Consider the following 13380-nt stretch of genomic DNA (forward strand, 5'->3'; position numbering starts at 1 on the left):
CCTCGCCATGCGCCTCACCAACCGCATCAACACCACCCTCAACACCCACACCACCATCCACACACTCTTCCAACACCCCACCCCCGCCGAGCTGCACGACGCCCTGTTCAAGGAGTCCGACGGAGAAGTGGACGGGGTGATCGCGTACCGCGCCGAGGGCGAGCTGCCGCCGATCTTCCTGCTGCCCGCGGCGAACGGGCTGAGCTGGGCCTGGTCCGGACTGATACGTCATCTCCCGGCCGGGCACCCGGTGTACGGCCTCCAGGACCCGAGGCTGTCCGACCGCGAGGTCGGGACCCTGGCGGTGAGGGAACTCGCGGCCGTCCATCTCGCGCGGATCCGGGAGATCAGAGGGAGCCGGGGCGAGGGCCCCTGTGTGCTGGTGGGCTGGTCGTTCGGGGGGACCGTCGCCCAGGAGGTGGCGGTCGAGCTGGAGGCGGCGGGCGAGGATCCTTCGCTGCTCGTACTGCTCGACTCGTACCACGGCAGGGATCCGGCGGGCGAGCCGACGGCTGCGGAGCTGATCCGTACCGCACTGGACGGCCTGACACTGCCGCCGCCATCGGCGAACCAGGACCAGGACCGGGGCTCCGGCACGGACCCGCTGCCCGGGGGTCATGAGCTGCGGCGGGCTCTGGCGGAGGTCGAAAGTCCGCTCTCGACGCTGCCGGAGCGCACCATCCAGAACCTGGTGCTGATCACCAGGGCGAACCATCGCTCGATGGCCGAGCACACGCCGAGGCCGTCCCGGGTCCCGGTGCTGTTCGTCGACGCCGAGAACCACGGCTCCGTACCCGCTTCGTATCTGTGGCGCGACCGCTTCCTGACGGACATCGAGAGCCATCGGACGCGCTTCGACCACCAACAGCTCATGCAGCCGGAGGCGAGCCCGGAGATCGGCTCCCTCATTTCCAGGAAGGTCAACGATGTCGCCCCATAGCCGCTTCATCAGGCGGACCAGAAGCAAGCTCCGCACCTGGGGGTGGATGTACCGATGACTCCGCTCGCCCAGCTGCCCCACCCCGGAGCCCTGCGCCCCGCACCGGACGCCACGCTTCCCGAGCGGTCGCGCGCACGGCTGGCGGGCATCGGCACCGCCGTCCCGCCGACCTCGTACTCCCAGCGCGAACTGCTGGACATCTTCGGGATCGACGACCCCCGGGTCCGGTCGGTCTTCCTGAACAGCGCCATCGAGCGCCGGTTCCTCACCCTGCCGCCCGAGGACCCCGCCGGGGGACGGCTCCCCGAGGAGCAGGGGGCCCTGCTGGCCAAGCACAGGAGACAGGGAATCGAGGTGGGCGCGCGCGCCGTCGAGGACTGCCTCAAGAACATGAACGCCGATCTCTCCGACATCGGCTATCTGTGCTGCGTGACCTCCACCGGGTTCCTCACCCCGGGGTTCAGCGCGCTGCTCATCCGCGAGCTGGGCATCGACCCGAGCTGCGGGCGGCTCGATGTGGTGGGCATGGGGTGCAACGCCGGGCTCAACGGGCTCAACGCCGTGACCGGCTGGGCGCAGGCGCACCCGGGCCGGCTCGCGCTGATGGTGTGCGTGGAATCGTGCTCCGCCGCCTATGTGTTCGACGGGACCATGCGCAGCTCGGTGGTGAACAGTCTGTTCGGGGACGGCGCGGGCGCGGTCGCGGTCATCGCCGAGGACCCGAAGGAGCGTCCGGGCCCGGAGGTCTTGAAGTTCACCAGTCACATCATCACCGGGGCGCTCGACGCGATGCGCTACGACTGGGACGACGACCAGGGCCGTTTCAGCTTCTTCCTCGATCCTGACGTCCCCTATGTGGTGGGCGCGCACGCCGAACTCGCCATCGGTCGGCTGCTGTCCGGCACCGGTCTGAGGCGCGACGACATCGCGCACTGGACGGTCCACTCCGGGGGCAAGAAGGTCATCGACTCGGTGCGGATCAACCTCGGGCTGACTCAGCACGATGTCCGGCACACCACCGGGGTGCTGCGTGACTACGGGAATCTGTCGAGCGGTTCCTTCCTGTTCTCCTACGACCGGTTGCGCGACGAGGGGCTGGCACGTCGCGGTGAGTACGGAGTCCTCATGACGATGGGCCCCGGCTCCACCATCGAGACGGCCCTCATCCGCTGGTAGTTCCGCCGATCAGAAGGAGTGCACCACCATGACCACCACTGATGACCTCACCGCCGTCCGGCCGCAGTTGCGGATCGACGGGGCGGAGCCCTTGTCGCGTGAGCTGATCGCCCGGGTACAGGCCTTCGCGGACCAGGCCGAGGAGGCCGGCCCCGACAGCGTCGCCGTACTGCGTCTGACCGGTGACGCACTGGCAGGCATGCCCGTCGACGGGGTGAGCATCGCCCTCGTGAACAAATGGGAACGCGCGCTGCGGCGGATCGAGCGGCTGTCCGCGACGACCGTCGCCGTCGTGGACGGGGAGTGCGGCGGCACGGCGCTGGAGGCTCTGCTGACCACGGATCTCAGGCTGGGCACGCCCGGTGTACGGCTGCGGCTGCCTTCGGGGGCGGGCCCGGGCTCGGCGTGGCCGGGGATGGCCCTCTATCGGCTGGCGAACCAGGTCGGAGTGGCCCGGGTCAGACGGGCGGCCCTCTTCGACGCTCCGGTGGGGGCCGTCGACGCGCTGGAGCTGGGGCTGCTCGACGAGATCGCGGACGACCTGGACAGCGCCGTCGCCGTCGCGCTCGCGGTGACACCGGCCCGGGGCGCGGATGTGGCCGTCCGGCGGCAGCTGCTCCTGGAGGCGACCACGACGACGTTCGAAGACGCGCTCGGCCGGCATCTCGCCGCCTGTGACCGTGTACTGCGCCGGGGTGTCCATGTCTCCGAGCGCTGACCGGGCCGGCCTGGACGGCCGGTCGGTACCGGGCGGCCTGGACGCGGCCGTCGACGCGCTCGCCTCGGTCGCGGCGCGCGGCGAGGAGCGGTTGGCTTCGCTCCCGGAGCCCGTCGAGCGGGACCCCGGGCAGCGGGAGACGGCCGCGCGCGCCAAGCTCGCCGTACGGCAGGCCCGGCACGCCTTCCTCCGTGAGCATGTCGACGCGGTGTACGACGACCTCACCGAGGGCGGCGCGGTACGGCTGCGGCTGCGCGAGCTGGTGGACTCGGCCGGGGCGAGGTTTCCCGGGCTGCTGCCGGGGGCGGAGCCGATGGCGGCGGAGTCGAAGCGTATCCAGGCCCACAAGGAGGGGCTGGAGATCGATCAGGGTCTCTTCCTGCGGGAGGTGCTGGGGTCGGTGTCCGCCGGCACCCATCTGATGGAGTCGATGCTTCGGCCGACCGAGCGCGCGCTGCGGCTGCTGCCGGAGTTCCGGCGCACCGGGTCGATCGCGCTGCCTTCCGTACGGCTGGAACGGACGGGTACGGCGGCGGAGCTGACCCTGTGCCGCGACGACTGTCTCAACGCCGAGGACGATCAGCAGGTCGACGATGTGGAGACCGCGGTCGATCTGGCGCTTCTGGATCCGGCGGTGCGGGTGGGCGCGTTCCGGGGCGGGCCGATGTCGCACCCCCGGTACGCGGGCCGCCGGGTGTTCAGCGCGGGCATCAATCTGAAGCGGCTGCACGCGGGGGAGATCTCGTTCGTCGACTTCTTGATGCGGCGGGAGATGGGCTACATCAACAAGCTGGTGCGCGGTATCGCGGTCCCCCACGACGCGTCGTGGCGCAGCCCGACCATCGAGAAGCCGTGGCTGGCCGGGGTCGACACCTTCGCGATCGGGGGCGGGGCGCAGCTGCTGCTGGTGTTCGACCGGGTGATCGCGGGCGCGGACGCGTTCTTCAGTCTGCCGGCCGCCCAGGAGGGGATCGTGCCTGGTGCCTCGAATTTCCGGCTGGGCAGGGCGATCGGGAGCCGGAGGTCCCGTCAGATCGTGCTGTGGGGTCGGAAGGTGTGGGCCAGTGAGCCGGACGGCGGGCTGCTGTTCGACGAGGTGGTCGATCCCGCGGAGCTGGATGCGGCGATGCGGAAGGGAATGGACCGGCTGGACAATGCGGCGGTCGTGACCAATCGCAGAATGCTGAATCTGGCGGAGGAGCCGCCGGACTCCTTCCGCGTCTATATGGCGGAATTCGCGCTTCAGCAGGCGCTGCGCATTTACAGCGAGGATGTACTCGGAAAGGTGGGCAGATTCACGGCCGGTGCCGTGTCGAAGTGATCCGTGGACGGTCCGGAATGGGGGCGGTGCGCTTCGCGGGTGATGCGCACCGCCCGGTGTTCAGCGGGCCTTCCAGCGGGGCTCGCGCTTCTCGGCGAAGGCGAGCGGGCCCTCGCGCGCGTCCTCGCTGTGCATGCGCCGCTCCTCCCAGGGGTAGCGGGTCGCGAACGCCGACTCCAGTGGCATGGTCGCGGACCTGGTGGCCGCTTCCTTGATCGCGCGGACGGAGAGCGGCGCGCAGCGCAGGATGTCGGCGACCCAGCCGTCGACGCATTCGTCGAGGTCCTCGGCGGGGACCACCTCGTTGACGAGACCGAGTTCGAAGGCGCGCCGGGCATCCATGGAGCGGCCGGTCAGCAGATGTCCCATGGCGGTCTTCCAGGGCAGTTGCCGGGTCAGCCGGAAGACTCCGCCGGCCCCGGCCATGAGTCCGAGTCTGGCCTCGGGCAGTGCGAAGGTCGCGTCCTCGGAGGCGATGACGATGTCGCACGCGAGAGCGAGTTCGAAGCCGCCGCCCATGGCGTATCCCCGGACCTTGGCGACGACCGGCTTGGCGAGGTCGAATCGCTCGGTCAGCCGGGGCCAGCCGGGCTTCCCCCGGCTGCCGAAGGTGGCCGGGGGCGCGGTTCCCTCGCGGATGCGGCCGGCCGCTTCCTTCAGGTCCTGGCCGACGGAGAACGCGCGGGTTCCCGAGCCGGAGAGCACCGCCGCCCACATTTCGTCGTCGGATTCGAAGTCGTCCCATATCTCGGCGAGTTCCTCGTGCATGCGCAGGTCCATCGCATTGAGAACCTCGGGCCTGTCGAGTGTGATGCGGGCAAGATGGCCGTTCTTCTCGTAAAGCACTCTCGATCTCGGCTTCATGGGGATGATCGTACGGCTCCTCTCTCAGTCGAAGTCCGGTTCCGCGCACCTCATGAGCACGGGTTCCAGGCGCAGTTGTGATTCCTCGCGCTCGAACACCTGGAGGGCGTCGAGGCAGGCGAAGACCCAGCGGGCCTCCTCCTCGTCCCCGGTGCGGTAGGCGATGGCGGTCACGGCGGCCTCCGTGTCGACGAGGTCTCCGCCGAACTCGGCGGCGATGGCGCGGTATCCCGCCGCGAGCTTCGGATCGGCGTGGAGGCCGGTCGCTTCGAGGAACGCGCGGGCCGCCGGGCGGTCGGTGAGCAGCTCCGCGAGGTGTCGCAGCACCTCGTCGGGGTCGCCGAGTTCGCCGTGCAGCCGGTGGGCGCGGTCCACGAGGAGGGGCCAGCCGCCGGTCAGCGCGTAGAGCCGGTCCAGGCGTTCGTCCGTGTTGAACATGTCGGCGCGCTGTGCCCAGCCTCGTAGCCCCCGGCGGTCGTGGCGGCGCAGCACCACGGGAACGGCCGAGGTCAGTGCCTCGCCCATGAGCAGGGCGCGCCACAGGCCGAGCTGGCCGGTGTCGGTCACGAGGACGACCGCACGGGTGACGCCCGAGGTGGTGGGGAGCAGTGTGTCGGCCAGGTCGACGGCTTCACGGCAGGTCTCGGACTTCGCGGGGTAGCGGGCGAAGTCGCTGATGACGACGCGTCGTTCGCGGGGGCGTCCGCCCGTCAGCTCCTGTTTGTAGACGCTGGGCTTGCCGATGGGCGGCAGCTTCCAGTCGGCGATGCGTCCGGCGACCGTGCGCAGGGTGTCGCCGACGTCGGTGACTCCGGTGGCCGGTGTGCCGAGGACGACCCTGGTCTGGTTGGCGCGCTCGCCGAGGAGATCGTCCAGTTGGGTGATGGTGAGGGGCGCGGGCCGGCCGTCGGGCAGCTCGGGCCGGCCCTCCAGGACGATGCTCTCCTCCAGTTTGCAGTCCTGTTCGGCGCGGAGGAGCCGGGCCTCGACCTCGTGGGACGTGCCGATCATGCGCAGGGCGTTCGGGCCGCGCAGATGCCAGCCCTGGCCGTCGTGGTTGGGCGCGAGGACGCCGAGGCCCACCATCTCGGAGAGGTAGGCCCGGAATCCCTCGGTGTCGAGCCGTTCGAACCCCTCCCGCCACCAGGTCTCGCACTCCTCGCGCAGCTCGGCGTCGCTCAGGCGGGCTTCCAGGCCGTGGTGGCGGGCCTGGTAGGCGAGTACGTTGGCGATCACGTCGTAGCGGTGGTCGAGGCTGAGGGTGTCCTTGAAGGCCGCCGAGATGCCCGTCCTGAGGGCGGTGTCGGACTCCACGGCCTCGATGTCGGCGACCCTCACCGGGTACGGGGGTCCCTCGGCGCCGCGACGGTTCCGTTTGCGGTGCATCAGCTCGACCAGCCGGTGTCCGAACATCTGCAACAGGAAGGGCTGGTAGGAGCAGTAGCCGAGCACCCTGTTCACGAGATCCACGTCGTCGAACTCGAAGCCGAGCGCCCGCATCGGCTCGACCAGCAGATCGGCGGCGAACTGCGGGGCGAGCGGGCCGATCACCTTCGGGGTCTGCGCGAGGTGTCCGAACGGTCCGTTGCTGGCGAGTTTGGCGAAGCGCTGTACGGAGTGGAGTCCGGCGAAGACGACCTTGGCCCGGTCCTTGGTGTCGGAGCCGAGCCCTTTCAGCTTCTTGGTCTGGTCGAACCGGGGGGCGTCCGCCTCGAAGAACTGGTCGCACTCGTCGAGCAGGATCAGCAGACGGCGCCGTGAGTCCCCGTCGAGCCAGCCGCGGATCCCTTCACGGACCCGTTCGGAGCGGTCCTTCTGCGACTTGCGGCCCTGGGGGCGGCCCAGCACCTGGGCCTCGGTCAGCTCCCGGTCCAGGACGCTCCACAGCGCCTCGGGGCCGAGGGAGCTTCCCTTGCCGATGTTCTCCTGGTCGAGGTTCACGTACACCGACTGGTGGAAACCGGGGCGCTGGTCCATGAAGCGCTCCCCGGCGTCGCTGAGCAGCGCCGACTTGCCGAGGCCGCGTCCGCCGAAGATGACCTGGGTGCCCCGGGGGTCGAGGATGCTCTTGCGTTCCGCGTCCCGCCCGTAGAACATCTCCCCGCCGATGCGGCCGCGCTTCTCCCTGATGTACGGGTTGACGCCGGAGAACGGCAGCAGGGTCTGGGTGGCCGTGCTGATCTGCCGGTTGCCCCGGGCCGCGAGATAGGCGAGGGCCGCGTCGTCGACCACCAGCAGCGGCTGGAGCCGGTCGGAGCCGCCGGCCAGCTCCGCGCGGGCCTCCCGGCCGAGGGTGCCGAAGTAGACGACCAGCAGACTGGTCTCGCTGGGGTCGCGGGTCGCCAGGCTCATGACGACCTCGGCGGGCGGGCGTCCCCAGACCATCAGCACCCGGAGGCTGCCGCCCTGCTCCTTGATCTGCGAGCCGAACGCGGGCGCCTTGGCCCGGCCGCCGACCTCCACGCCGATCGCTTCAAAGAAGCGGTACTCGCGCCGGTGCGGCGACAGCTCGTCCAGTGAGCGGACGCTCTTCGCGTCGTAGCCGAGGAGTTTGAGGGCCGGGAGCAGCTTGCGCCGGGCGGGGATGTTGGGCCGGTCCTTGGAGTCGGTCGCGCCCAGCTCGCGCCAGTCGTCGAGGGCGTCGGCGGCGAGTGCGGCCTCGTCGCTGGAGAGGTTTCCGTAGTCCAGGACGGGGACGGTCGGGTGCTTCCCACCGGAGCGGACCGTTTCGACGAGCTGGTGGTCGATGCCCTTGGGGAGCCCGTCGGGGACGACGGGGAAGAACTCCGTCAGATGGGACTCCCCCGCCTCGATCTCCGGGACGGGTTCGCCGATCTCCAGGAAGTAGACGAGGTTGGCCGAGGTCGCCAGGCCGCCGCCGGTGTCCAGGTGCCGCAGTACCTGTGTCCGCTCGTCCTCGGTGAGGTCCAGGGCGTCGAGCCGGGCCCGGATGCGGTCGGCCGCCTGCTGCCGGTAGGCGGGCAGATGCTCCCGTACGGCGGCCAGTGCCCGCCGTACGGGTGTCAGATCGCGCTGTTCGGTGTCGTCGAGGCGGGTGCGGGCGTCGGCCAGGAGCTCCTGGAGCCGCAGGTCCTGGTCGTCCGTCACCGCGCCGTCGACCTGGGCCCGGTGCAGCTCGGCGACGAGGTGGTCGTGCTCCGTGCGCAGGGCCGCGCGCCGGGTGTTCTCCAGTTCCCCGATCCCGGCGGCCGTGTCCGGTGCGAACGCCACGCCGTCCGGGCAGGGCAGCGCTCCTCGCGCGGCCAGCTCCACGATGGTGCGGGCGGCCGTGAACGCGCCGTTGTCGAGCCGTTCGCGCAGGGCCTCCTCCCAGCTCCGGTCGACCGCCGTCAGAAGCAGTTCGAGCGGGGGCCGTTCGGTGACCGTGTCGCAGACCTTCAGCAGCTCCGCGTCCAGGACGTGTTCCGGGTCGGGGCCGCCGCCGGAGCCGCCGCCGGGGCGCGCGGCCCCGGCGGCGCCGCACAGCAGGGCGAAGATCTCCTCCATGGAGCTGCGCGCGGCCCACGCGGCCGCCGCGGCGACGCTGCCGTGACGCCTGGCCAGTTGTTCGAGTTCGGTCAGCACGGCCTCACGGCTCGCCAGCATCGACTGGCGCAGGGCCGAGACCTCCTTGGCGGACCTGTTGCCGTCCGAGCGGTCGCCCTTGCCCGCCCCGTCGACCGCGAGACACCACTCCTTGGCCAGTCCCACGGCTCGTTCGACGACATGCACCAGGTCCTGCCGTCCGGAGCCCTGGAGCGGTTTGCCACTGGAGGAGCGGTGGGCGCGGTCCATGCGGTCGATCTCGGCGTTGATCTCGGAGAGCTTCGACAGGCGCTCCGCCTTCTCCCGGACGGCGGGCAGGGCTTCCCGGTCGTCGTCGATCACGGCCGTGAGCATGGAGCCGAGGAGTCCGCCGTCGGGGGCGAGCCACCGTTTGGCGATGCCCGTCGCCCTGGCGAACCGGAGCCGCTGGGGTGCGGCAAGGGCGGCGCACTGCTCGCGAAGCTCGCGCAGCCGGGCCTCGGTCTCGGAGACGTCGGCGATGACGACCAGCGGGGAGGCGGTCATCAGGGCCCCGCTGAGCGCACGGTCGGCGACCGTGGTCGCCACCTCCCCGAGCGCGTCCGGCAGCCGGGGGGCCATCGCCTTGAGCTGCGCGCCCGCCACATGGTCGCCGGTGACCAGGGCGGCGCGCAGCAGGGCGGGGAAGAGGATGAGTTCGCCGCCCTCGGCGTCGCGGCCGAACGGGCCGCTCTGCCGCTGGAGCAGATCCGCGACCAGCCGGGCCCCGTGGCTGGTGCCGGAGGTGAGCAGCGCTGCCGCACCGGCCAGCCGGAGCGCGGTCACCTGGGGCTCGGGGCTGCCCGAGGCTCGCGCCACATGGTGGGCGAGTCCGAAGCGCCGCTCCGTGATCAGTCGCGCCAGGGCGCGTTCGGCGGAGGCCTCGGCGTCGTCCCGGTCCGGGTCCTCGGCGGTGGGCTCGGTGGCGGTCGCGGTCGTGGCCCCGCCGCCGGTTCCGGAGGGCTGGGCGGGCACCGGGGCGGGGGCCGGGGCAGGCCGGGGTTCGGGCTCGGGCTCGGGCGGGCGGCTCTCCGTCGCGGGTACGGCCGCCGGGGGGCCGGTGTGCTCCTCCGGCTCGGGGAGGGTCAGTTCATGGGCGAGCACCGCGGCCATGGCGCAGTCGGGGAGCACCCGTACGACCTGTTCCTGAAGGGTCAGGATCTCCGCCGCCTCCTTCGTCCGCCGCCGCAGCCGGACGAGGTCGGCGAGCGCGGTGAGCGCGGCGGCCTCCCGCCACTCCTCCGCGGTCCACTCCGACGCGTCCAGGAGCCGCCGGGCGACGGTGCGTACGGCCTCGGCGGCGGGGGCGACGGGGCTGTCCGCCCGGCAGCCGATGGACGGCAGCTCCCGCAGGGTCTCCCGGGCGGCGCGGTCGCGGTCGCGGGCCTCCCGGTACGATCGCGCGGCCCGCACCATGTCCTCCAGGCGAAGCGGCTCCGTACCGATGCCCGCCTCGGCGAACACGGTCCGGGCGCTGTCGAAGGCCGCTCTCAGTACAGTCAGCGGCGTCAGATCGTCCCCGGCGGGAGGACGTCCGTCCTCGACCGCCACGGTGATCCGCCGGGCGGCGCGCACGGCGTCGGCCAGGGCGGGCTCCAGCCTCCGGCAGGCCTCCTCCGGCTCCGACGCGTACGGCTCCGCAGCGCGCGGAGCGGGCTCGTCCGGTACGGGGGCGGCGGTGGCGGGCGGCGATTCCCTGTCCTCGGGCTCCCTGTCCTCGGGCTCCCTGCTCTCGGGGTCGCCGACGGCGAAGTCCGGATACGCCTCCACCACGGAGCGCGCGGCCTCGTGCACGGCGTCGAGCCGCGGAGCCTCCGTCCCGTCCGCCGCCGCCGCGGCCCCGAACCAGTCGCGCTCCGCCGCCCAGACGAGGACGTGGGCGTCGGCGACCGAGGCGTTGCACCACGCGAACACGACGGCCCGGACCAGCGGCGCGCCCCAGCGGGAGGCAGGGTCGGGGACGGCGTCGTCGCCCTCGGCGAAGGCGGCCTCGGCGACATCGTTCATCACGGTCTGGGTGAGGGCCTTGAGGCCGCAGGTGCATAAGTCGCGCCGTGCTTCGCGGCGCAGTCTGGCCAGGATGTCCCGGCACAGCGCGCCGCCCGCCCGCCGGGGGGCGGCCATGTGTATCGCGAGGAGTCCGAGGAGTCCCTGCCGGTCCTTGGGAGGGAGGGAGTTGAAGGCCAGTTCCACCATGTCGGCCTTCAGGTCGTCCAGGGCGGCGGCGGCCGGCTGTTCCAGTGCGTTGAGTGCCGAGGCCAGGGCCTTGAGGCCGTCGGCCGACACGTCCCGCGGAGACATCGGCGGCCCCGCGATGACGTGATAGCGGTCCTGCATACGTGCGTGCTCCGTTCAGTGGTCCGGGTTCGGCGATCCGGGTCGGACGGTCCGTGGGGTACGGTCCGTCGCTCGCCGGAACGCGCCGGGAGGGCTCAGTGGCCCCGGGTGTGCTGGGTGACGAAGGTGTAGCCGTCGGGCAGCTCCCAGCCGTCCGCCTTGCCGAGTCTTCGGCAGTGCTCGCGGAAGGCGGTCCGCTGGGTGTCGCTCGGCGAGCGCCCCGGCAGCAGCCGGCGCAGATGACCGGGTACGTACTGCACATCGCGCAGGGGTTCGGCGGCCGGTCCCGCGCCGCCCCAGGGCCGGGGCGGACGGATCCGGGCGGGGCGGTAGCCGATGAGCGGTATCGTCCGCTCCCCGGGGCGCGCCGGGAAGTGCGGGCGGCCGGTGAGGTCACGGCTGCCGACGGCCGGTTCGAGGAGGCGCTCGGCGAGGAGTTCCGTCACCGCGGCCTCCAGGGCGGTGGACCGCGTACGGGCGGGCTCTCTGCCGTAGACGGCGAGGGGCAGACCGGGCCGGTCGAGCAGGGCGTGGCCGTCGACGGTGAGCAGCCCGCAGCGGCGGACCGTGCGCAGCACCAGCGCTCTGGGCCCGAGGCCGGCCGCCGTGTCACCGTCCCGGCCGCTGCCCGGGGCGTCCTCCCGGGTGAGGACGCACGGGTCGTAGCGGTGCCCGATCTCCCGGTCGCCGACCCGCACCGGCCGGTCGAGCCGGATCGTGGCCGCGCGGATCACCCGGCCGCCGCGGGGCCAGTGCAGTTGGAGCAGCAGACCGGGGAAGAAGCACGCGGGCCAGGCCACTCCGGTGAGGCGGCCGGTTCCGTCCGCTCCGCCCCCGAGGTCGGCGACGGTTCTCTGTACCGCTTCGTCCGCGCCGAGGGTGCCGCTCGGGTGGCCGAGTTCGAGCCGGACGGCGGGCCGGCGGCCGCAGGCGGTGCGCAGGTCGTCGGCGATGGGCGGGTGGAGCGGGAGGAAGCCGTCGGCGAGGTGGGTGAGGCGCAGGGGCAGCCGCCAGACGATCTCGTTCGCGTCGGCGCGCAGCAGCCGGCTCGGCCCGAGGTCGGCATCGTCCACGAGTGGTGCGTCAAGCGGCTCCGGTTCGGGCTCGGGCTCGGGCTCCGGCTCGGGCCCGGGTGCCGTCGCCGTCGCTGTCGCCGTCGTGGAGGTCCATCCCCGGCCGGCCGGGGTCAGGGGGTCGTCGCCGGGGTGTTCCGCGTCGCCGGGGCGGTGGGAGCGCCAGACTCCCCCGCCTTGGAAGGCGTCGTCGAGGGTGACTCTCGCGCCGCTCGCGAACAGGCCCCGGTCGCTGTCCCGACCGACCGCGTCGGCCAGCGTCACATTCGCCCGGCACACGGCCGCCGCGTACTCCACGCCCTTCAGCAGCTCCCCGGCTCCGGGGAACGCGCGCAGCCGGGGGCCGATCGCCGTGTAGGCGGTGACCGGGGACGTCAGTCCGTATCGACGCCGTGACGGGGTCGCCGCGCGTTCCAGGGCCGCCGCGAGAGTGCGCAGATCGCCGCCGCCGAGCGGCCCGGTCTCGCGCCGGCAGGCCGCGAGCGAATCGCGGGTGATGGCGTACGGGCCCCAGGTCCGCAGCAGTTCGCTGGAGAGCAGGACGCGCCGCACCGTGTCGAGGAGGCGGAGCAGACCGGCGCGGAGCGCTTCCTCCTGTGTGCTGCCCACGAGTTCGGCGAGGGAGACGGGGACGAAGGGGCTGAGGAGCTGTGCCCGTGCGGTGGTCAGCAGATGGTCCGCGTAGGCGGGGAGGTCGGTGCGGAGGGCGGCTTCCCGCGACGGGTAGCGGGCGTCGACGAGGACATGGCCGTCCTCGTTGATCCAGCGCTGCTGGGTGCGGAGTCGGTGCAGTCGTGCCGGTGACAGGCTCAGTCCGGGGCCGAAGGCGTGCGGATCGGGGACCAGGAGTTCGCGGCGTCGTGGTGAGGGGTCCGTCCCCGGGTCGCCCGCGGCTTCCGCGCCGGCGGGCGCTCCGGACACCCAGGCGGGCACCTCGCCGAAGGGGGTGACGTCCGGGTGGGCGCCCTCCTTGTAGACGATCTCGGCGTAGAGCGGGTCCGACCCGGTGGCGACGCGCATCATGGCGCCGACGGGGAGGGCGGGTACGTCCGCGCCGAGAGCGACCACGGGGAAGTCGTCGAGCCGGAGAGGGCTGCGGCCGTAGCCCTCTCCGTCGAGGTCGTAGCCGAAGTAGACGGCGTTGAAGGCGACCGCCGCGTGCACCGGCGTCCGGCGGGCCGCGACGACCGCTTCCAGATATGTCAGCAGCCGCTCCCGCTCCCCGGGCGGCACGGCTTCGTGGCCCTCGGCCATGGCGGGGGTGAGCAAGGCCTGTTCGCCATAGGGATCCGGTGTCTCCGGCCCGGCCGCGCGGCCCGGCCCGCACGCCGCCGGTGCACCGGCGCGTTCCCCGGCCGCCGGGCGTCCGGTGGAATTCCTCGGCCGT

The 13380-nt window shown here is 72.4% G+C and carries 7 protein-coding genes; 4 read left to right on the forward strand and 3 right to left on the reverse strand.

What is annotated here, in order from left to right; genetic code table 11:
* The 4 genes from IE247_RS32885 to dpgC form a co-directional block, all read left to right on the forward strand.
* Positions 1 to 940, forward strand: a 940-nt coding sequence (locus IE247_RS32885) for a thioesterase domain-containing protein (RefSeq protein ID WP_229869511.1), incomplete at its 5' end; no start/stop codon positions are given.
* Between the two features lie 54 nt (positions 941 to 994).
* Entirely contained in the window at positions 995 to 2116 is a 1122-nt protein-coding gene (gene dpgA, locus IE247_RS32890) for a 3,5-dihydroxyphenylacetyl-CoA synthase DpgA (RefSeq protein ID WP_190127027.1), read from the forward strand.
* 28 nt (positions 2117 to 2144) lie between these two features.
* Positions 2145 to 2834, forward strand: a complete 690-nt coding sequence (gene dpgB, locus IE247_RS32895) for an enoyl-CoA-hydratase DpgB (RefSeq protein WP_190127028.1) — start codon at positions 2145 to 2147, stop codon at positions 2832 to 2834.
* A complete protein-coding gene (dpgC, locus tag IE247_RS32900; protein WP_190127029.1) occupies positions 2818 to 4155 on the forward strand; it encodes a (3,5-dihydroxyphenyl)acetyl-CoA 1,2-dioxygenase DpgC in 1338 nt (445 codons plus the stop codon). Before dpgB ends, dpgC begins: the two co-directional genes overlap by 17 nt.
* Before the next feature lie 60 nt (positions 4156 to 4215).
* Here dpgC and dpgD read toward each other — a convergent pair whose 3' ends face one another.
* The 3 genes from dpgD to IE247_RS32915 form a co-directional block, all read right to left on the reverse strand.
* Positions 4216 to 5019: an enoyl-CoA-hydratase DpgD gene (gene dpgD, locus IE247_RS32905; RefSeq protein ID WP_190127030.1), complete on the reverse strand. Its 804-nt coding sequence runs from the start codon at positions 5017 to 5019 to the stop codon at positions 4216 to 4218.
* A 24-nt stretch (positions 5020 to 5043) separates the two neighbouring features.
* Positions 5044 to 10920 (reverse strand): hypothetical protein, encoded by a 5877-nt coding sequence (locus tag IE247_RS32910; protein WP_190127031.1) that lies wholly within the window; start codon positions 10918 to 10920, stop codon positions 5044 to 5046.
* 95 nt (positions 10921 to 11015) lie between these two features.
* A complete protein-coding gene (locus IE247_RS32915) occupies positions 11016 to 13262 on the reverse strand; it encodes a hypothetical protein (protein WP_229869512.1) in 2247 nt (748 codons plus the stop codon).
* Positions 13263 to 13380 lie beyond the last annotated feature (118 nt).

Source organism: Streptomyces inusitatus (assembly GCF_014651115.1).
In the GTDB taxonomy this organism is placed as follows: Bacteria; Actinomycetota; Actinomycetes; order Streptomycetales; family Streptomycetaceae; genus Streptomyces; species Streptomyces amakusaensis.

Excerpts from the sequence above, each read along its gene's own strand:
- dpgB (WP_190127028.1), top strand. The coding sequence starts at position 2,145 with ATGACCACCACTGATGACCTCACCGCCGTCCGGCCGCAGTTGCGGATC.
- dpgA (WP_190127027.1), top strand. The coding sequence starts at position 995 with ATGACTCCGCTCGCCCAGCTGCCCCACCCCGGAGCCCTGCGCCCCGCA.
- IE247_RS32910 (WP_190127031.1), bottom strand. The coding sequence starts at position 10,920 with ATGCAGGACCGCTATCACGTCATCGCGGGGCCGCCGATGTCTCCGCGG.
- dpgC (WP_190127029.1), top strand. The coding sequence starts at position 2,818 with ATGTCTCCGAGCGCTGACCGGGCCGGCCTGGACGGCCGGTCGGTACCG.
- dpgD (WP_190127030.1), bottom strand. The coding sequence starts at position 5,019 with ATGAAGCCGAGATCGAGAGTGCTTTACGAGAAGAACGGCCATCTTGCC.